Annotated in this window: 14 protein-coding genes and 1 pseudogene; all 15 read right to left on the bottom strand. The window is 63.1% G+C overall.

The window, feature by feature from the left end; all coding sequences use genetic code 11:
* Positions 1–220: 220 nt before the first annotated feature.
* The 15 genes and pseudogenes from GZ092_RS05700 to GZ092_RS05630 all read right to left on the bottom strand — a co-directional run bounded on the left by GZ092_RS05700 (position 221) and on the right by GZ092_RS05630 (position 20,564).
* Complete coding sequence (locus tag GZ092_RS05700; RefSeq protein WP_293635198.1) at positions 221–2,089, bottom strand: potassium transporter Kup; 1,869 nt, start codon at positions 2,087–2,089, stop codon at positions 221–223.
* A 199-nt stretch (positions 2,090–2,288) separates the two neighbouring features.
* Positions 2,289–3,584, bottom strand: a complete 1,296-nt coding sequence (gene gshA, locus GZ092_RS05695; protein WP_293635196.1) for a glutamate--cysteine ligase — start codon at positions 3,582–3,584, stop codon at positions 2,289–2,291.
* A 129-nt stretch (positions 3,585–3,713) separates the two neighbouring features.
* On the bottom strand, positions 3,714–5,021 hold the full coding sequence (locus GZ092_RS05690; RefSeq protein ID WP_293635253.1) for a glutamate-5-semialdehyde dehydrogenase: 1,308 nt from the start codon (positions 5,019–5,021) through the stop codon (positions 3,714–3,716).
* 107 nt (positions 5,022–5,128) lie between these two features.
* Positions 5,129–5,713 (bottom strand): hemerythrin domain-containing protein, encoded by a 585-nt coding sequence (locus GZ092_RS05685; protein WP_293635194.1) that lies wholly within the window; start codon positions 5,711–5,713, stop codon positions 5,129–5,131.
* A 1-nt stretch (position 5,714) separates the two neighbouring features.
* Positions 5,715–6,116 (bottom strand): ribonucleotide reductase subunit alpha, encoded by a 402-nt coding sequence (locus tag GZ092_RS05680; RefSeq protein ID WP_293635192.1) that lies wholly within the window; start codon positions 6,114–6,116, stop codon positions 5,715–5,717.
* A 78-nt stretch (positions 6,117–6,194) separates the two neighbouring features.
* Positions 6,195–6,848, bottom strand: coding sequence for a nitroreductase (locus tag GZ092_RS05675; RefSeq protein ID WP_293635190.1), 654 nt, complete (start codon positions 6,846–6,848; stop codon positions 6,195–6,197).
* An 11-nt stretch (positions 6,849–6,859) separates the two neighbouring features.
* Positions 6,860–8,182, bottom strand: a complete 1,323-nt coding sequence (locus tag GZ092_RS05670; protein ID WP_293635188.1) for an NnrS family protein — start codon at positions 8,180–8,182, stop codon at positions 6,860–6,862.
* The gene (locus GZ092_RS05665) at positions 8,179–11,754 is read right to left on the bottom strand and encodes an LAGLIDADG family homing endonuclease (protein WP_293635186.1); all 3,576 of its coding nucleotides are present in this window, start codon (positions 11,752–11,754) and stop codon (positions 8,179–8,181) included. The genes GZ092_RS05670 and GZ092_RS05665 overlap by 4 nt, the downstream gene beginning before the upstream one ends.
* Positions 11,751–12,140, bottom strand: coding sequence for a hypothetical protein (locus GZ092_RS05660; RefSeq protein WP_293635184.1), 390 nt, complete (start codon positions 12,138–12,140; stop codon positions 11,751–11,753). The genes GZ092_RS05665 and GZ092_RS05660 overlap by 4 nt, the downstream gene beginning before the upstream one ends.
* Positions 12,141–12,188: 48 nt before the next feature.
* On the bottom strand, positions 12,189–12,881 hold the full coding sequence (locus GZ092_RS05655; protein ID WP_293635183.1) for a carbonic anhydrase: 693 nt from the start codon (positions 12,879–12,881) through the stop codon (positions 12,189–12,191).
* On the bottom strand, positions 12,878–13,735 hold the full coding sequence (locus GZ092_RS05650; RefSeq protein ID WP_293635182.1) for a peptidylprolyl isomerase: 858 nt from the start codon (positions 13,733–13,735) through the stop codon (positions 12,878–12,880). The genes GZ092_RS05655 and GZ092_RS05650 overlap by 4 nt, the downstream gene beginning before the upstream one ends.
* Positions 13,732–14,529 (bottom strand): respiratory nitrate reductase subunit gamma, encoded by a 798-nt coding sequence (narI, locus tag GZ092_RS05645; protein ID WP_293635181.1) that lies wholly within the window; start codon positions 14,527–14,529, stop codon positions 13,732–13,734. The genes GZ092_RS05650 and narI overlap by 4 nt, the downstream gene beginning before the upstream one ends.
* The gene (narJ, locus tag GZ092_RS05640) at positions 14,526–15,221 is read right to left on the bottom strand and encodes a nitrate reductase molybdenum cofactor assembly chaperone (RefSeq protein WP_293635180.1); all 696 of its coding nucleotides are present in this window, start codon (positions 15,219–15,221) and stop codon (positions 14,526–14,528) included. Before narJ ends, narI begins: the two co-directional genes overlap by 4 nt.
* 3 nt (positions 15,222–15,224) lie before the next feature.
* Positions 15,225–16,757, bottom strand: coding sequence for a nitrate reductase subunit beta (gene narH / locus GZ092_RS05635; protein WP_293635178.1), 1,533 nt, complete (start codon positions 16,755–16,757; stop codon positions 15,225–15,227).
* Positions 16,754–20,564, bottom strand: a pseudogene (locus GZ092_RS05630) (nitrate reductase subunit alpha). The gene narH and the pseudogene GZ092_RS05630 overlap by 4 nt, the downstream one beginning before the upstream one ends.
* Positions 20,565–20,723: the final 159 nt, after the last annotated feature.

The raw sequence follows: 20,723 nt of genomic DNA, 5'->3' as shown, positions 1-20,723 counted from the left end.
CGGTCCGGGTTGGTGGCGCCGGCACGGGCTGGGCGTGCGCGGCGATGCTGGACCGTATTGTTGTACAAACTGCGTGGCCGCGCCGGATGCTGCGCTGGCACTGGCGGCGTTCGCATGGATTTTCCCTGCAACCCCGCCCGGACCAACCCCGCAACAAGCAAAGACTATGAAATAAGGAGCAGCCAAGCCCGATGGAAATTGCGCAAAACCCGGATTTGACTCAAATTTCGATCTTGCTGCCGAGTTCCACGACCGAGTTGTTCGGCAGGTTCAAAAAGTCGGCCGCGCCGCTGGCGTTGTGGTGCATCTGCGCAAACAACTTTTCACGCCACTGCGACATGCCGGTGCCAATCGTCGGAATCACCGTGTCGCGCGACAAGAAGTAGCTGGTCGTCATCGCCTCGAGCTGGCAGCCCCGGTTCCTGATCTGCTGCAGCGCCTTGGGCAGGTCCAGGTCGTTCTTGAAACCGTAGTGGACATTGACCTGCCAGCAGTCATGGCCCAGCGACTCCACTTCCAGGCGCTTGTCCATGCCGATCCAGGGAACCTCATGGTTGCGCACCGTGACAAATACGTTCTGCTCATGCAGCACCTTGTTGTGCTTGAGGTTGTGCAGCATGGCGTTGGGCACGATGCCCGGCTCGGCGGTCATGAAGACGGCGGTGCCATCAACCCGCAAAGGCGGGTTGATGAACACGGCATCCAGAAAACTCGGCAGGTCAATCGCGTCGGCACGCAGCTTTTCGTTCAGGATGCGCCGCCCTTCCTTCCAGGTGATCATCAGCGTGAACACGATGCCGCCGATCACCAGCGGGAACCAGCCGCCGGCAAACAGTTTCATCAGGTTGGACGCAAAAAACGCAAAATCCACGACAAAAAACACGCTGGTTGCCCCAATGCACAGGGCCAGCGGGTACTTCCAGCCATAGCGAATCACGTAAAAAGTCAGGATGGTGGTGATCAGCATGTCGGTGCAGACCGCAATGCCGTAGGCTGCCGCCAGATTGCTCGACGAGCGGAACATCACCACCGCCAGCACGATGGTGACAAACAGCGCCCAGTTGACAAACGGCATGTATATCTGGCCGGTATCGCGCACGCTGGTGTGCTCGATGCGCAGTCGGGGCAGGTAGCCCATCTGGATCGCCTGCTTGGTAACGCTGAAGGCGCCGGTGATCAGCGCCTGCGAGGCGATCACCGTGGCCAGCGTGGCCAGCACGACCAGCGGGATCAGCGCCCAGTCGGGCGCCATCAGGTAGAACGGATTCTTGACCGCTGCCGGGTTGCTCAGCAGCAGCGCGCCCTGGCCAAAATAGTTCAGCACCAGCGACGGCATGACGACCGAAAACCAGGCCAGCCGGATCGGCTTTTTGCCGAAGTGGCCCAGGTCGGCATACAGCGCCTCGGCTCCGGTCACACACAGCACCACCGCGCCCAGGATGATGAAGGTGATGCCCGGGTTCTCCCATATGAACCCCAGCGCGTAATGCGGGCTGAGCGCAAACAGGATTTCCGGATGGGTGACGATCTGGGAAACGCCCAGAATCGCCAGTACGGCAAACCAGACAATGGTGATCGGACCAAAAAACTTGCCGATGCCGGCCGTGCCGTGCTTTTGCAGCGCAAACAAAACGAACAGGATCACCAGCGTGGCGGGAATCACCGCCCTGGTGAAGGTGGGCGAAATGACTTCCAGGCCCTCGACCGCAGAAAGTACCGAAATGGCCGGGGTGATGACGCCGTCGCCGTAAAACAGCGAGGTGCCAAAGATGCCGACCAGCAGCAGAAGCTTGCGCAATTGGGGCTTGTCCTGCACCGCCGTGGAAGCCAGCGCCAGCATGGCAATCAGTCCGCCCTCGCCGTTGTTGTCGGCGCGCAGCACCAGCGTGACGTACTTGAGCGAAACAATGACCGTCAACGTCCAGAAGAAGATGGACAGGATGCCGTACACGTTGTCGGGCGTGAACGGCACATGCCCGGAACCAAAGACCTCCTTCATGGCATACAGGACGCTGGTGCCGATGTCGCCGTACACAACGCCGATGGCGCCAACGGTAAGCACGGCAAGAGATGATTTTTGACTTGTCACAAAAGCTGCCCGTCTTGGAAAAAGGACTGGATTCGAGCACCGCCAGAGACGGCCGTGGCCCATGAAAGGCTTGTCGAAGGGTCCGCCATTTTGCACTCAGCCCATGCGCTTGCAAGCAGTGATCACCCGCGACGGGTAGAAACCCTGGTTTTGTTGCACCGCAACAACTGGCCGGGCGGCGCCCTGCCCGGCCGCACAGTCAGTCGTAAACTTCGGCATCCGGGTCGGTCGCTTCCAGCTCGTAGCTGGCCGCCAGCATGGCCAGCCGGGCCACCACGCCGTACATGTAGAAGCGGTTAGGACTGCTGGAGCCGGGCTTTTCACCGTTTTGCGGCAGCCGGCCGCTGTCTGAAAACGACAGCGGCTCGTAACGCGCGCCGGGCGCGTTGAGGTTCTCGTCCACGTCGCGCTCGGCATGCACCCTGTAAAAGCCGCCGACCACGTAGCGGTCCATCATGTAGACCACCGGTTCGGCCACGGCTCCCTCGATGCGCTCGTTGGTCAGCACGCCTTCCTGGATGATGATTTCAGATGGCGGCATGCCGTCGCGGGCCGCGCCGGGCCTGGCTTTGGCCTTGCGCCCAAGTGCTTCAAGTTCCTTGGCGTCATGCACGGTGATGACGCCCAGGCCCGAGGTGCCGTTGTCGGGCTTGACCATGACAAACGGCTTTTCGTTGATACCGTATTCCTTGTACTTGCGCTTGATGCGCGACAGCAGCGCATCGACATGCGTCGTCAAGCATTCCATGCCCCGCCCCTGGGCCAGGTCCACGTCACCGCATTGCGCAAACATCGGATTGATCAGCCACGGGTCAATCCCCAGCAGCTTGCCAAAGCGCTTGGAAATCTCTTCATACGCCTTGAAATGGTTCGACTTGCGGCGCACTGTCCAGCCGGCATGCAGTGGCGGCAACAGGTATTGCTCGTGCAGGTCTTCCAGAATGCCGGGAATGCCGGCCGACAGGTCGTTGTTGAGCAGGATGGTGCAGGGATCGAAATCCTTCAGCCCCAGCCGGCGGTCGGTGCGGATCAGCGGCTCCAGCACCAGGCTCTCGCCGTCGGGCAGCTGCACCGTGGTCGGCTCCTTGATGTCCGCGCTCAGCGAGCCAAACCGCACATTCAGGCCGGCCTGGTAAAAAATCCGCTTGAGCTGCAGCACGTTGGCCAGGTAGGACGGGTTGCGCGTGTGGTGTTCGGGCACCACCAGCAGGTTGCGCGCTTCGGGGCAGATTTTTTCAATCGCCGCCATGGCGGCCTGCACCGCCAGCGGCATCATCTGCGGGGTCAGGTGATCCCAGCCGCCCGGAAACAGGTTGGTATCGACCGGCGCGAGCTTGAAGCCGGCGTTGCGGATATCGACCGAGCTGTAGAACGGCGGCGTGTGCTCCATCCATTCGAGCCGGAACCAGCGCTCGATGGCCGGTGTGGTGTCCAGGATGCGCTGCTCAAGCTCGTTGATGGGGCCCGTCAGGGCGGTGATGAGGTGCGGAACCATGCGGCCACTTTCGATGGGAATGTCGTTATCTTGTTCGGTGATGCCGAATTCTAGGGCCTGTGAATCGTCCAGCCCTGCGGACGGCTCTGTAGATGGGGAAATGGCCTACAAGACAAGGACCCCAGCCAGTCAGGTTCGCACTTCGCCCTGACCCAGCACCACGTACTTGAGCGAGGTCAGGCCTTCGATGCCGACCGGCCCTCGCGCATGGAACTTGTCGGTGCTGATGCCGATTTCCGCCCCCAGCCCGTACTCGAAGCCGTCGGCAAAGCGGGTGCTGGCGTTGACCATCACGCTGGCCGAATCGACTTCGCGCAGAAAACGCTGGGCATGCAGGTGGTCGCGCGTCAGGATGGCGTCGGTGTGGTGGCTGGAATACTGGTTGATGTGGGCAATGGCTTCGTCCACGTCCTTGACCACTTTGATGCTGATGACCGGTGCCAGGTATTCCTCGTACCAGTCCTGCTCGGTGGCCAACACGATGTTTGCTACTGAACTGATAGCTGCTTGCTCCCGCAGGATATGCGCTGCAGCCGCATCACACCGCATTTCCACACCTTTGGCGACATAAATCGCGCCGATCAGAGGCAAGAATTCCTCCGCCACGCCGCGCGCCACCAGCAGGCTCTCGGTCGCATTGCAGGGGCTGTATTTCTGGGTCTTGGCGTTGTCGGCGATGTTCACCGCCATGGCGATGTCGCACGGATCATCGACATAGACATGGCAGTTGCCGTCCAGGTGCTTGATGACCGGCACCCTGGCATCACGGCTGATGCGCTCGATCAGCCCCTTGCCGCCGCGTGGAATGATCACGTCCACATACTGCGGCATGGCGATCAGATGGCCGACGGCTTCGCGGTCGGTGGTCGGCACCAGCTGCACGGCATCCGCCGGCAGGCCGGCTTCGAGCAGCGCCTGCTGCACCAGCGCCGCCAGCGCCTTGTTCGATTCGATGGCTTCGGAGCCGCCGCGCAAAATGCAGGCATTGCCGCTTTTGATGGCGAGCGATGCCGCTTCAATCGTCACGTTCGGGCGGCTTTCGTAGATCATGCCGAACACGCCAATAGGCACGCGCATCTGGCCGACACGGATGCCGCTGGGCTGCTCTTTCATGCCGATGATCTCGCCAATGATGTCGGGCATGGCGGCCAGTTGCCCGCAGCCGAGCGCGACGGTTTCCAGGTCCTTGGGGCTGAGCTTGAGGCGCTCGAACAAAGGCCCGGCCAGACCGGCGGCGCTGGCCCGGTCCAGGTCGCGCTGGTTGGCGGTCTGCAGCGCAGCCAGGTTGCTGCGCAACAAGGCGGCCAAGCCGAGAAGCGCTCTTTTTTTAATAGCTGCCGGCGCCCGTGCCATCTGCGAAGAAGCTGATTTCGCCTTCAAACCCAGGGTTCGCATGAGGTTTGAAATCTCGTAGCTGACAGCCGGGACCGGCGACATGGCCGATGAAGCAGGCGAAACAAGACCATCAGGGGCAGCAGAAAAATGGGGAGACGCGTTCATGCTGCCATTTTGCCTGCAACCGCCGGCAAGGGCGCTGGCCCGGCTCAGGTTTTCGGCGCCACACCCCGTCGCTGCATCATGTCTTCGCTCATGGCCGCCACGGCTTGCGGCGGCAACACGGCCTGGGCGGCGGGATAGGCAATGTTGTTTTCGTCATCCAGGTGCTGGCGGTACAGGGCGGCGAACTGGTCCAGCGCGGCAGTCTGGTCCGGCGGCAGTGCCACGCTGCCTGAGTCAGGCATGTCGGCAACGGCCTGCAGGCTGCGGCGCGCCCGCGCCCAACCGGCATCCATCTGCCGGTGGTCCTGCATCAGCCGCAGCACCAGTGCGTGCAGGGCAGCGTCCGGCCCGGCCAGCAGGGGCGGAAAGACATGCAGTTCCTCGTCCTGATGGTGAAGCGGCGCGGCGATGTCAAAGTAGCGCATCACGTCGCGTGCGGCCTGGCGGGCGGGCTCGTCGCAGCCTTTGTCCAGCAGGTGTTGCTGGAGCTTTTTTTGCAGCGCCAGCATGCGCTCGACCCGGTCGTGGCAGGTGGCCAGCATCTCGAACGGCGCTTCAAATCCGGCGGCCGGCGCGCTGTGGCCGGGCAGGGAAACCGGGCGGGTGGTAGGTCGGCTGAGAGTTGCCATGTCAGCCAATCTGGACGGCAAGGCCCTGGGTGTCGAAGGGAATGAACCCGCTGTGCTCGCCGCGCTTGATGGACTCGACCATGCGCTCCAGCGGCTTTTCGGCGTCTTCGCTGGTGGGCGCCCGGTCCGATCCCGACATGGCAGCGGCAAACACGATGCGCCAGTCGTGACCGAACTGGCTCGACTCGGCCACCAGTGTGCTGAACGAGTCAAGTTCGTCGGGCCGCTTGTCCACGCACATCAGCGGCACCAGCGCGCCACCCTGCCCGGCCTCGAAGCGCTCGCGCTGCGCGGGGCTGGCATCGTCGGGCAGCTCGACGCCGGCAAATACAAACAAGAGACGCTGCGGATCGGGCTGGGACCGTGCGGCTTGCAAAAGATCGTTAAAAGTGGAGATGCTCATGAAAAATATCCGTTTGTAAAAAAGGAAAGGAAGGGGCCAGAAATGCAACAAGGGGCAAAAGCTGAACTGCCGTGCCGATCAGAAACCGGCCACAATTTGCCCGTCGGGCGACAGGGTGCTGACGAAATCACCGGGTGCGGGCCGCAGCCTCGCGATTTTGCGCGACTGGACAGAGCCCATGCTGACAAAGCACAGCGCATGCTCTCCCTGCGCCAGGCCAAACAGCCGGCGCAAGCCGTCGGATTTCAAGGCCTTGCCGCTGGTCAGCGCCGAGCCATAACCCAGCGCGGTCGCCATCAGCAGCATGTTCTGCACAGCGCAGCCGGCGGAAACAATGCGCTCGGCCAGGTCAATGTCAGGGTTGCCGCACTCGCCATCGACCACCAACAGCATCAGCAGCGGCGAACGGTGCGCTTTTTCTTGCGCCTGCGCGACTTGCTCGGGGGTGGCAGAGGCATCGCGCTCCACCAGCGCCGCGCCGAACACCTCGGCCAGCGCGGCGCGCGCCGCCTGCGGCACGATGACAAAGCGCCATGGCAGCAGCTGGCCGTGGTCGGGCGCGCTGGCTGCAGCGTTCAATATGAGTTCGAGCTGGCCGGCGTCGGGGCCGGGCGCGGCCAGGCGCTTGGGCAATATGGTCTGCCGCGACTGCATGAGCGCGGGGACAAGCGTCGCCAGATCGCTGTCGCGGTGCTGGACCGGAAGCTGTTCCGGCAGGGCAGTCAGGTTCATGCGTTTTCTTTCTAGCCCACGCGGCCATCGGCCCGCAAACGGCCATACCAGCTGCCCAGCCGCACGCCCCAGAACGCCATGATGGCGGCCCATAGCAGCGCACTGGCCAGCAGCAGCCAGCCGGTGAGGTCGCTCTGCATGCCGCCCGCAATACGCAGCAGGGTTGCCACCTGCAGCACACCAAACAGCGTCCAGACGAGCCCGTCGGCCACCAGAGCGCGTCCGCTGTGGCCGCAGGACACCCGCGTGACCATGGCCAGCATCAATGACGCCAGGCAGCCCATGGTGAGCGCGTGCAGCGCACCCAGGCTGAGCACCGGTGCGCCCTGCGCCCAGCCCAGCAATTGCGTCGCCCCGCCCAGCGCAAGCGCCAGGCCCAGCCACAAAAACCCGATGTGCAGCATCGCCAGCAGACGATTCCTGAAGCTTTTCACCAGCCCCCACGCCAGGGCGAGCCACAGCAGCAGAGCACCGGCCAGCAGCTCGAAAATACCCCGCCCCAGCGTCCATAGGGCGCCGGCCACACCCTGAAAAAGGCCGGCCGCCTCTCCCCACGCGGTGGCCACCTCGACCGCCGCCACCGCCAGCATCAGCCACAGCACCCAGAACGGCCGCCAGGCCTGCATCGCGGGAATGGCACTGGAGGTGAAAAATGGAATCATGCGGTGCGCGACCGACACATACACCACCAGCACAAAACCCCAAAGACCGGTGAGCACGCAGGCCAGCGCCGCAGCCTGCGCACCAAAAGACAGGCTCAGCGCCAGCCCCGCCAGGCTCAGGCACCCGACGATGCAGGCCAGGCCGATGGTCAGCGCATGCACGCGGTCTGCCATGCGGCTGCGCCGGATGAGTTGCCAGAACAGCAGCGTCATCCATGCCAGGCCTGACCCCGCCAGCGCAAGCGCAGCAATCGCCACGCTTGCGCTGAAGTGCGCCGCCGCCAGCCACCCCAGCCAGGCTGTTGCCTGCAGCAGCATGGGCGGCGCCACGCGAACCATGTCATGGGGCTTGACCCCCAGCCATTTGGGACCGGCAGTGAACAGGAAACCCGAAAAAAACAGCGGAATGAAACCAAAGGTCATCACGGCCCCATGCACCAGCGAGGGTGACAGGGTGTAAGACCAGCCCAGTGCTGCGCTCATGCGGTCCAGCTGCACCAGCGCCCACCACGCGCCTGCTGTCACAAGTACCACCATTGCCAGGAAAAACCCCAGCCTGTGCGGCGCCAGCAGGAGGTAACGGGACCGCCAGTGCCGGTCCAGCCTTGCCAGTTCCTCGGCAGAGGGCTTGCCATTGAGCCCGCGAACCGTGGAAATGGCGGCCTGGTTCATCCGCAGGTGCCCAGGTGGCCGCACTGGGTGCAGTAGTCGCAGCCGTCCTTGCGGATCACCGCGTGGGCACCGCATTCGCTGCATTTCTTGCCGGCCATGACGGGTGGTGCCAGGCCCGCCGCGACTGGCGCGGACTCTGCTTGCAGCACGGCCGCGTCAGGCTGGACAGCGCGCCGGGCGATGATGTTCTGCACCGCATAGGCAATGGCCGCCACCTCGGAGTCGTGCCACAGTGGCACGCGCGTGCCGTCGGCTTTTTCGTAGGTGCCCAGCCGCACCGGGCCACGGTCCCAGGCGACCTTGCGCATGTCGCTGAGCGCGCGCTCCAGGAAGCCGCCGCGCGCCGCCAGCGACAGCATGCGCATGCTCGATGTGATCCATTGCTGCGATTCGCCGCTTTGGCCGACCGGCATGAAGAACTCGATGGCGCGATCGACCATGCCCGCGCCGCTGGCGGCGGGCACTGGCAAAAACGACACCACGATGTACAGCGTCTTGTGGCCTTCCTGCGTCCAGTATTCAACTTTTTCAGCCACGGCCGACAGCGCGCCCTTGGGACGGCTTTCGATCACCGTGCGCATCGGGTCCACGGGCGCGGCAGCTGCTTCTGCAGCGGGCATGGCTTCGGGGCTGGCATGGACTTCGAGCACCGAGCCCAAAATGGCATTGGGCCGGTAGGTTGCCAGGCCCTTGAGCCCGGCGCGCCAGGCCTGGTGGTACAGGCTCTTGAAGTCGTTGTAGGCGTAGTCGGCCGGCACGTTCACCGTCTTGGAAATTGCCGTGTCGATGAAGGGCTGCACCGCCTGCATCATGGCAATGTGGCTGGTGGCCGACATCTCCAGCGCCGAGACGAAATAGTCAGGCAACTGGTTGACGTCGCCGCCCAGTTCGCGGTACAGCCGCCAGGCGTGGTCCTCGACCGCGTAGTCGGTGGTGCTGCCGTCGGACTCGCGCTTCTTGCGCTTGTACATCCACGAAAACGCCGGCTCGATGCCGTTGGAAGCGTTGTCGGCAAACGCCAGGCTGACCGTGCCGGTCGGCGCAATCGACAGCAGGTGGCTATTGCGGATGCCATCGGCGCGAATGGCCTGCTGCAGCTCGGCCGGCAAGCGGCTGGCAAAGGTGCCCGTGGCCAGGTAGCCGTCGGCATCGAACTTGGGGAAAGCGCCCTTTTCCTTCGCCAGCGCCACCGAGGCGGCATACGCTGCATCGCGCATGCGGATGGCGATGCGGGCAGCCATGTCGCGGCCTTCCGGGGCGTCGTAGCGCAGGCGCAGCATGGTCAGCGCATTGCCCAGGCCGGTAAAACCGACGCCGATGCGGCGCTTGGCACTGGATTCGGCCTGCTGCTGCGGCAAGGGCCAGAAGGTCACTTCGAGCACGTTGTCGAGCGCGCGCACCTGCGTGGCGACCGAGGCTTCAAAGGCCTCGAAATCGAATTCCGGCTCGCCGTCGAAGCCGAACGGATGGCGCACGAAACGCGTCAGGATGATGGGGCCGAGGTCGCAGCAGCCGTAGGGCGGAAGCGGCTGCTCGCCGCAATTGTGTACATACAAACCATTGGCGTCGAAGGCATGGACATCGGCCACGGTGACATCGAACACTTCTTCAAAACCGTCTTCGCTCAATGACTCGACGGTGGCGGTGAAGCGGTCGCGGTTCAGGCTGCGCTGGTAGCTGCCCAAGGCTTGCGCCAGCCGCTCGGCCTTGGCGGTGTCGGCAAAGCCGACGCATTCAGCATAGATGCGCAGGTTGTCACCGCTGATGATCAGTTCGTGCTGTGCCTGCGTCTGGTAGAGCTTGAGGCCACCGCGCCCGTCGGGCAAAAGGCGCTCCTGAGACAACCGGCGGTTTTGGTTGATTGCCGAGGTAATGCCCAGGCGCAGCAGCATGCGCTGCGCCGTTTGCAACAAAGGCAAATCACTTTGGGATAGACGCACGTTGACGCCGTTTTCCTGAGTGCCCTGCACTGAACCATCTGCGTCAAACAGCCCACGCAACAACCCTGCAGCAAAAGCAGAAGAGGCTTTTTCCATCGCAGGCGTGAGCGTTTTGTGTCCGGGTCGCATCCCCATTTCATGCGCCAAACGCCGCACCGGGCCAGAAGCCATGCGCGCCTCGCCTCGCCCGGCGATTGGGCGCTGGAAACCGGCAAAATCTACCCGATGCGCCAGCGTGGCCGCGGCCGCTTCAGCCGCCTGCACGACACCGGCAGCCCCGGTTAACGCGTAAGCCATCGCGCCATTGCCCACGGCTTTGAGTTCAGGCGCCCACACGGAAATCACCGCCTTGTCGCTTTTGAGCGTGCCGTCGCCCACCAGCAGGCCAAGCAGATAGCCTTCGGCCTCGGTGCCGATGCCATCCCAGCCGCCCAGCGCGCGGTGGTCGTGCAGGAGGATTTCGTCACCCGGCTGCAGTTGCCCCGCGGCTATCCACTCAGGTTCCAGAAGATAACGAGTCTTACGGGCCACGCGTCGCACCCGGTGGTCGGCTGTCAGGCGCAAAGTCTGGCCTTCACGGGTTCTTAGCGCCAGCACGGGCTTGCAGCCGGTGCTGAAAAAGCCTTCGCTCTCCACCGCATACGCCCGGCCATCCACCACGGCCGTGAAGCGCCGGCCGATCAGGTCGGCCACCTGCGCCGGGCCGTCAGCCGTCATCACCCAGGTATCGGCCGTGACGCACGGATTCGTCGCTGCAATCGCCTCGCAATAACGCAGGTTGTTGTCGGTGTTGATGTTGTCCAGGAACAGGATGCCCGGCTCGGCAAAGTCATAGGCCGACTTCATCACCGTGTCCCACAACTCGCGTGCTGCCACGGTCTGGTAGACCCACAGGCCGTCGGCGCGCTGAAAGGCGCCTTTGGCGATCAGGGCTGCGCCGGGCTTGGCCTTGTGGACCAGTTCCCACGGCTGGTCGTCATTCAGCGCCTGCATGAAGCCATCCGACATGCCGACCGACACGTTGAAGTTGTTCCAGCGGCCGGGCGTGCGCTTGGCGGTGATGAACTCGTGCACATCGGGATGGTCGATGCGCAGCACGCCCATTTGCGCACCGCGCCGGGCGCCCGCGCTTTCCACCGTCGAGCACGACTGGTCGAACACGTTGATGTAACTGCACGGGCCTGAGGCCATCGACGACGTGCCCTTGACCTCGGCATTGCGCGGCCGGATGCGCGAAAAGTCGTAACCCACGCCGCCGCCGCGGCGCATGGTTTCGGCGGCTTCGCGCAGCGCTTCGTAAATGCCGGGGTAGCCGCCGTCATCGACGCCCTGGATGCAATCGCCGACCGGCTGCACAAAGCAATTGATCAAGGTGGCCTGGATGGCCGTGCCAGCCGCGCTCATGATGCGGCCCGCGCCAATCGCACCGGCGTGCAGGTTTTCGAGGAACAGCGCCTCGTGCTTTTCACGCTCGGCGGGCAGTTCGACCGATGCCAATGCGCGCGCCACGCGCCGGTACACGTCTTCCAGTCCGCTTTCGCCGGGCTTGAGGTATTTTTCCTTCAGCACGTCGTAGCTGATGGGCTGGGTGGCGGTCAGGTCTTGCGGCCGGCCGAAATGTTCGCGCTTCATGGGTGTGTTCCTTGGGAAAAAGGGGAAAGGCCGCGCAGCGCACATCGCCCGCAGCCCTGGAAATTCAGGTTCTGGCGCAGGCCGTGCCGCTCAAAAGGCAGCTGCCGCGCAGGTAGCGAGAATAGACCTTTTTTACCGATGAGCTGGTGGCAGGGTCGGCGCCTGGCCGCAGATTCAAGCGCATTCCTGATGTAGCGCAACCATGCGTTGGCGCCATTTTCAAGCCATGGACCCGGGCGCCGCAACGATGCTGGCGCGGCGACAAAAGCGCGCTGCCAAAAACCGCCGACGGCGCTATTTTTCGAGTCAAATATGGCTTTCGTGCATGCAGAATATGCTTTAACAACCATCAAAAACACAGCATCATGCTGACTGAAATTTTTCAAAAGTACACCCGCGCGTCAAAGCGAGGTGGTTTGTGCGACGCCGCCCGTTCAATCGCAAATCACCTGCCCGTCATGTTCCACATAAGGCTGATACGGCCCGGTGCCGCAATGTGACGCCAGCGACGCAGGCACGAAATCGCCCTTTTGTGCATCGAAGATGTGAATTTCGCCCTCCTCGATCACGTAATGCCAGCCATGCAAGGTGAGCGTTTCGGCCTCTACCGCGCGGCGCACCATGGGGTAGCCCATCAACCGCTCCAGCTGCAGCACGACCGAGCGCTGCTCGGTGCGGCGCATCGCCTCGGGGCTCGGTTGCACGGGCAGCAGGGCCTCTTGCACCAGCCGGAGCCAGGCTTTCAGTGCAACCGCTTCATCGGCCACGCCTTCATAAGCCGCACGGATGCCGCCGCACTGGCTGTGACCGCAGACGACGATACGCTCGACATTCAGGGTCAGCACCGCGTACTCGATGGCCGCCGTGGTGCCGTGCAGGCCGTGCGAGCCATCGTAAGGAGGAATGAAGGCGCCGACGTTGCGCACGATGAAGAGCTCGCCGGGGCCGGTGCCCGTCAACAGGTAAGGCACCAGGCGCGAGTCCGAGCAGCCGATGAACAGTGTTTTGGGATGCTGACCTTGCGACACCAGATCCTGAAAACGCTGCTGGTGCAGCGGGAAGTAGTCTGACTTGAAACACCGCAAGCGCAGCAGAAGCTCGTCGTTGGCTGCGGCGTTTCCTGTCATTGCACCAAGGGCGAATCAGCCCCTTCCAGGTCGATGCCTTCGACCAGCGCCTCGCCGACCAGCAGACTCATGTACTGGTGCAGCGCCCGGGCGCGCGACTGTATCGCCAGCAGGGCCTTGATGCGTTCGTGCACCTCGGCGTAGGTGGGCTGCTTGCCGGCACGGCGCTCAAGCACCTCGATGATGTGAAAGCCGAAGCGCGTATGAATCAGTCGGGGATGCACGCCCATACCCCATTGGGCATGCTTCTGGTGAAACAGCTCGTTGGCCAGTTCGGGCGCGCAGTCGTCCGGACCAATCCAGCCCAGGTCGCCGCCCTGGGTGCTTGTCGGGCAGTTCGACAATTCGGCGGCCAGCTGGGCAAAGCGCTCGGGGGATGCGTCGTTGCGCGTCAACTCCAGCAGCGCCTTTTCGGCATGCACCGTCAGCGCATGCACGTTGACGCCGGGCGTGACGGCAAACAGGATATGCCGCACATGCAGCGCCTGCCCGACCATGAACTGCGGCTTGTTGGCTTCGAAATAACGCTGGCATTCGTCTTCGTTGGGCTGGGGGCTCTGCACTTCGGCGTCCGCCATGGCTTCGATGACCTGGCGCTCTGACTCGCCCAGTTCGGGCGCGGTGAGTTCCTTGTGACGCGGCAGCAGGCCTTTCACCACCGCCTGCTGGCGCAGCAGTTCGGCATAGGCCAGCTCTCGCAAGGTCGCGATGTCCGGGCGCTGGCCGGGCGGATGCAGTTCGATGCCGTTGACAGCGGCGGTTGGCAGGGCGGCCTGGCTGCTGGACATGTCAGGGCCGGCGCACTGGCAGCTGCTGCTGCCGCAGCCGGTCACGGTGGAAGTAGGCGTGCTCATGAGAATTTGCTTTCTGGTTTCACCGAAGTCACGGAGGGCTGGCCGGCAGGCCTGGCTTGCGCAGGCTGCTGCTGGGGACGCGGTGCCGTCCGTGTGGTGGCGCCGACATCGAGGCGGCGGCTGCGCACCACCTGGTAAGGCCTGAACAGGTAGCCGACCGAGGCAAAGCCGCTCCACACATGGACCAGGCGGCTGAACGGGAACAGCAAAAAGATGGTCATGCCGAACACGATATGCAGCAGATACGGCCATGGCAGACCCCACAGCACCTCGGCATCGACCGTGCGCAGAGTCAGGATGCGCTGGGCCCAGTCCGCCAGGATCAGCATCACGCTGCCATCGGAGTGCGCCCATGAAAACGGCAGGGTAATCAGGCCGACCACCAGTTGCACCCAGAGGATCAGCAAGATCGCCAGGTCGGTCTTGTGGCTGGTGTAGCGGATGCGCTCATCGAACATGCGGCGGTAGATCAGCATGCTCAGGCCGATGAAGCACAGCACGCCAAACAGGCCGCCCGAGTAGATGGCAATCTTCTGCTTGACCGAGGCTTCCAGGAAGTGCGCATAAAACGCATGCGGTGCCAGCAGGCCGACCAGGTGGCCGAAGAACAGAAACAAGATGCCGACGTGGAACAGGTTGCTGCCCCAGCGCAGCAGGCCGGTGCGCAGCAGTTGTGACGAGTCGCTTTTCCAGGTGTACTGGTCGCGGTCGAAGCGGATCAGGCTGCCGAGCAAAAACACCGTCAGGCAGATGTAGGGATAGACCCCGAAGAGAAAACCGTGCAGGGAGTTCATGCTTGTGCTCCTTGGGAAGGACGTGGCTTGCGAACGATGTGGATGGGTTGCGGCTGGTCCGGCCTGGACTGGCCTTTGGACGAGCAGCCGTCGAACACGACCGGCTCCTGCCAGACGGCATCGATGGCTTCCTCGGCGGCAATTTCAACCGGCGAGGCTTTCTCGCCGGCCAGTTCCAGCAGCGCGCCCAGCACGCAGGCGTAAGCACTGCCGCGCTGCTGCAAGGCGGCAAAGATGGCGTTGAAGATATGCGCCATTTCGGCCAGGAACTCGCGCGCCTCGCGCGGCGGCTGGGTCGAGGTGAATTCGAGCACCACCGGCAAAAAGTCGGGCATTTCGCCCTCGGCCAGGTACATGCCGGCTTTTCCGTAGGTCTGCGCCAGGTCGATCATGGCCGGCCCCCGGTCGCGCGAGTCGCCATGCACATGCTCGAACAGGTGCAGCGAAGTGGCGCGTCCCCGGTCGAACAGCTCGACATAAGCGGCTTCGACTTCCAGGACATCCTTGCGCGCCAGCGTGTCGATCAGCGCATCGAGTTCGGCCAGCCGCAGCGGTGCCAAGGCTTTTTCTTCATGCAGCGCGCCGCGCATGTCGGCCAGGTGGCCGCGCAGTTCGGCATCGGGATAGCCCAGCAGGCGTGCCAGCACGCGCAGGCTTTTGGTCGCCTTGGGAATGGAATTGAACAGTGCCATGGCTCAGACCTCTACCTTGATGGGAATCGTGCGTTTCTTGCTGCCGCCGAACAGGCTGACATCGCTGGCGCCGTCGGAGCAGCCGTTGCCGAAGGTAAAACCGCAGCCGCCGCGCATGTCAAACGCGTTCTCGGCGTACTCGCGGTGGCTGGTCGGAATCACGAAGCGGTCTTCGTAGTTGGCAATCGCCATGATGTGGTACATCTCCTCGACCTCGGCCACCGTCAGGCCGGCCTGGGCCAGCACGGCCAGATTCTGTTCGTTGTCCACATGCTTGCTGCGCTGGTAGGAGCGCATCGCCATCATCCGCTGCAGCGCGCGGATCACGGGTGCCGTGTCGCCCGCCGTCAGCAGGTTGGCCAGGTACTGCACCGGAATGCGCATCTGGGCAATGTCGGGCAACTCGCCGTTGATGCCGATGTGTCCGGCGTTGGCAGCCGACGTGATCGGCGACAGCGGCGGCACATACCAGACCATCGGCAGCGTGCGGTACTCGGGGTGCAGCGGCAAGGCGACCTTCCATTCGACGGCCATTTTGTAGACCGGGCTGCGGCGCGCGCCGTCCATCCACGCGTCGGGAATGCCGTCGATACGCGCTTGCGCAATCACTGCCGGATCGTTCGGGTCCAAAAAGATGTCGAGCTGGGCCTGGTACAGATCCTTGTCGTTTTCGACGCTGGCGGCTTCCTGGATGCGGTCGGCGTCATACAGAATGACGCCCAGGTAGCGGATGCGGCCGACGCAGGTTTCGCTGCACACCGTCGGCTGGCCGGCCTCGATGCGCGGGTAGCAAAAAGTGCATTTCTCGGCCTTGCCGCTCTTCCAGTTGTAGTAAATCTTCTTGTACGGGCAGCCCGAGACGCACATGCGCCAGCCCCGGCATTTGTCCTGGTCGATCAGCACGATGCCGTCTTCCTCGCGCTTGTAGATCGAACCCGACGGGCACGAGGCCACGCAGGCCGGGTTCAGGCAGTGCTCGCACAGGCGCGGCAAATACATCATGAAGGTGTTTTCAAACTGGCCGACCATGTCCTTCTGGACCTGGTCGAAATTCGCCAGATTGGCATCCTTGCTGCGCTTGGAAAACTCGCCGCCCAGGATTTCCTCCCAGTTCGGACCCCATTCGATTTTTTCCATGCGCTTGCCGGTGATCAGGCTGCGCGGGCGGGCCGTGGGCGTCGCCTTCATCTCGGGCGCTGACTGCAAATGGTCGTAGTCGAACGTGAACGGCTCGTAATAATCGTCAATCTGCGGCATGTTCGGATTGGCGAACAGGCGCATCAGCATTTTCCACTTGCCGCCTTGCTTGGGCTCGATGGAACCATCAGCCTTGCGAACCCAGCCGCCGTTCCACTTGTCCTGGTTTTCCCATTCCTTGGGGTAACCGATGCCGGGCTTGGTCTCGACGTTGTTGAACCAGGCGTATTCCATGCCCGGACGGCTGGTCCAGACATTCTTGCAGGTGACCGAGCAAGTGTGGCAACCGATGCACTTGTCCAGGTTCAGCACCATGCCGATTTGTGCGCGTACCTTCATGCTGCTTCTCCCAGTTGTTGCACCGCAAAGGCGCGTTCATCTTCGCGTGGCGTATCCAGCCAGTCAACCTTGTCCATCTTGCGCACCACGACAAATTCGTCGCGATTGGTGCCAATGGTTCCGTAGTAGTTGAAGCCGTAGCTCAGCTGCGCATAGCCGCCAATCATGTGCGTGGGTTTGAGCACGATGCGCGTCACCGAGTTGTGGATGCCGCCGCGCTGGCCGGTGATTTCAGAGCCTGGCGTGTTGACGATCTTTTCCTGTGCGTGGTACATCATCACCATGCCGGGCTTGACGCGCTGGCTGACGACGGCCCGCGCAGAAATCGCGCCGTTCACGTTGTAGGCCTCGATCCAGTCGTTGTCCTGCACGCCGATCAGTTTGGCGTCGTCTTCACTGAGCCAGATGATCGGGCCGCCCCGGCTCAGCGTGAGCATCAACAAGTTGTCGGTATAGGTCGAGTGAATGCCCCACTTCTGGTGCGGCGTGATGAAGTTCAGCAGGATCTCGGCGTTGCCATTAGAACGGATGCCGTGCACGCCGGCCGTCGCCTTCAGGTTCACCGGCGGACGGTAGCTGGCCAGGCCTTCGCCAAAGGCCAGCATCCACGGGTGGTCCTGGTAGAACTGCTGGCGGCCGGTCAGGGTGCGCCACGGGATGTATTCATGCACATTGGTCGTTGTACGACACGGTCTCGGACTCGATGCCGCTCCAGGTCGGCGAGCTGATGATCTTGCGCGGCTGCGCCTGGATGTCGCGGAAACGGATCTTTTCGTCCTCGCGGTGCAGCGCCAGATGGGTGTGGTCGCGCCCGGTCTGTTTGCCCAGCGCTTTCCAGGCCTTCACGGCGACGTGGCCGTTGGTTTCAGGCGCCAGCTGCAGCACCATTTCGCAGGCATCGATGTCGCTGTTGATGCGCGGCATGCCCTGCGTGACGCCGGGCTCTGTCACCAGGCCGCTCAACTGGCCGAGCTGCGTCACCTCCAGCTTCGTGTCCCACGCAATGCCCTTGCCGCCGTTGCCGATTTTGTTCAGCAGCGGGCCGACGGCCGTGAAGCGCTTGTAAACGTTCGGGTAGTCGCGCTCGACGACCTGCATCTGCGGCGCGGTCTTGCCGGGAATCAGTTCGCATTCGCCGCGCTTCCAGTCCTTCACGTCAAACGGCTGGGCCAGCTCGCCGGGTGTGTCGTGCATCACCGGCGTCAGGACCATTTCCTTTTCGACACCCAGGTGGCCCACGCACAGTTCGCTGAACTTCTTCGCAAAGCCCTTGTAGATTTCCCAGTCGCTTTTCGACTGCCACACCGGGTCCACGGCAGTGGACAACGGATGGATAAACGGGTGCATGTCGCTGGTGTTCAGGTCATTCTTTTCGTACCAGGTGGCGGTCGGCAGCACGATGTCGGAATACAGGCAGGTCGTGCTCATGCGGAAGTCGAGCGTGACCAGCAAATCAAGCTTGCCTTCAGGCGCCTTGTCGTGCCACACCACTTCTTCGGGCTTGCCGTCTTCAGCGCCCAGGTCCTTGCCTTGCACGCCGTTGTCGGTGCCCAGCAGGTGCTTGAGGAAATACTCATGGCCTTTGCCCGACGAGCCGATGATGTTGGAGCGCCAGACGAACATGTTGCGCGGCCAGTTGGCCGGGTGGTCAGGGTCTTCGCAACTCAATTTCAGCGAGCCGTCCTTCAGCGACTGGACGACGTAATCCTTGGCGTCCAGTCCGGCCGCCTGCGCGTCCTTCACGACCTGCATCGGATTCGTCTGCAACTGCGGCGCAGATGGCAGCCAGCCCATGCGCTCGGCGCGCACGTTGTAGTCGATCATGCTGCCGCCGTATTGCTTCTTGTCGGCCAGCGGCGACAGCACCTCATCGACGCCGAGCTTTTCATAGCGCCACTGGTTGGTATGGGCGTAGAAAAAGCTGGTCGAATTCATCTGCCTGGGCGGGCGAATCCAGTCGAGCGCGAAGGCCAGCGGCGTCCAGCCGGTCTGCGGCCGCAGCTTTTCCTGGCCGACGTAATGCGCCCATCCGCCGCCGCTCTTGCCGATACAGCCGCACATCATCAGCATGTTGATGACCGCGCGGTAGTTCATGTCGCTGTGGTACCAGTGGTTCATGCCGGCGCCAATGATGACCATCGAGCGGCCTTCGGTCTTTTCGGCGTTCTCGGCGAACTGGCGTGCCACGCTGATGATCTGCGCGCGCGGCACGCCGGTGATCTGCTCCTGCCAGGCCGGTGTATAGGGTGTGTTGTCGTCAAAGTCTGCTGCAGCCAGTTCGCCGGTCAGCCCGCGCGGAATGCCGTACTGCGCGGCTTGCAGGTCAAACACGGTGGCGACCATCACATCCTTGGCTTCGCCGTCTTTGCCGACCGAAATACGCGTCACCGGCACGGTGCGCACCAGCACATCGCCCTGTTCATTGTTCGGAAAATGCTCGTGGTGGATGCCGCCGAAATACGGAAAACCGACGCGGGCGCTGTCGTGGCCGGCTTCATCGCCTTCCAGCGCCGACAGCCGCAAGCTCACGTCGTTGCCATCGCGTGCTTCCTTGGCTTCCAGGTTCCACTGGCCCATGTCGGCGCGGCCATCCGGCCCCCAGCGGAAACCGATCGCGCCCTGCGGCGTGACGACTTCGCCGTTCGCATCGAACGCGACGGTTTTCCAGTCCGGGTTGTTGTCCTGGCCGAGTTGGTCGCCGAAGTCGGAGGCGCGCACATAGCGATCCGGCACCAGGCAGGTGTCGCCGTTTTCCAGCGTGTGCTCTTTCAGCATCACCAGCATCGGCAGGTCGGTGTAGCGGCGCGCGTAGTCGTCGAAGTACGGCGAGCGTGGCCGGCCATTACCGCCGAAATAGAAGTCTTTCAGGATCACATGGCCCATCGCCATCGCGACGGCGGCATCAGTGCCCTGCTTGGGGTGCAGCCACAGGTCGGACAGCTTGGCGACTTCGGAATAGTCAGGCGTGATGGCGACGGTCTTGCAGCCCTTGTAGCGCACTTCGGTGAAAAAGTGGGCGTCGGGGGTGCGCGTCTGCGGCACGTTCGAGCCCCAGGCGATGATGAAGCTGGAGTTGTACCAGTCGGCCGACTCGGGCACGTCGGTTTGTTCGCCCCAGACCTGCGGGCTCGACGGAGGCAGGTCGCAGTACCAGTCGTAAAAGCTCATGCACACGCCGCCAATCAGCGACAAATAGCGCGAGCCCGAGGCATAGCTGACCATCGACATCGCAGGAATCGGCGAGAAGCCGATGATGCGGTCGGCGCCATGCTGCTTGATGGTGTAGATGTTGGACGCAGCGATCAGTTCGTTGACCTCGTCCCAGCTGGAACGCACCATGCCGCCCAGGCCGCGCACGCTCTGGTAGTCGCGGCGCTTGGCCTCGTCCTGCACCACGGCTGCCCAGGCTTCGACCGGTGCCAAGGTGAGGCGCGCTTCGCGCCAGTGCTTGAGCAATCGGGCGCGGATCATCGGGTACTTCACGCGGTTGGCGCTGTACAGGTACCAGCTGTAGCTGGCGCCGCGCGAGCAGCCGCGCGGCTCGTGGTTCGGCATGTCCCAGCGGGTTCGCGGGTAGTCGGTCTGCTGGGTTTCCCAGGTGACGATGCCGCCCTTGACGTAAATCTTCCAAGAGCACGAGCCGGTGCAATTCACGCCGTGCGTGCTGCGCACCACCTTGTCGTGCGCCCAGCGGTTGCGGTAGGCGTCTTCCCAGGTGCGGTCTTCGGCCGTGGTGACGCCGTGGTCACCCGAAAACGATTCCCGTGGATTGGAAAAGTGGCTTAGTCGATCAAGAAAATGACTCATTCTGGTCTCCTTTAATTCGGTAAAACATGTGTTCTTTTTCCCTCTTCCTCTGGGAGAGGGTGTGCTCTTGTTCCCTCTCCCTTGGGGAGAGGGTTAGGGTGAGGGCAGCGGACGTTGCAACCGCCACAAAACCCAAAATCGGGGAACCCTCACCCCTGC

The organism is Polaromonas sp. (assembly GCF_010365105.1).
Classification (GTDB): Bacteria; Pseudomonadota; Gammaproteobacteria; order Burkholderiales; family Burkholderiaceae_C; genus Polaromonas.
This window is presented reverse-complemented; position numbering and strand designations above follow the sequence as displayed.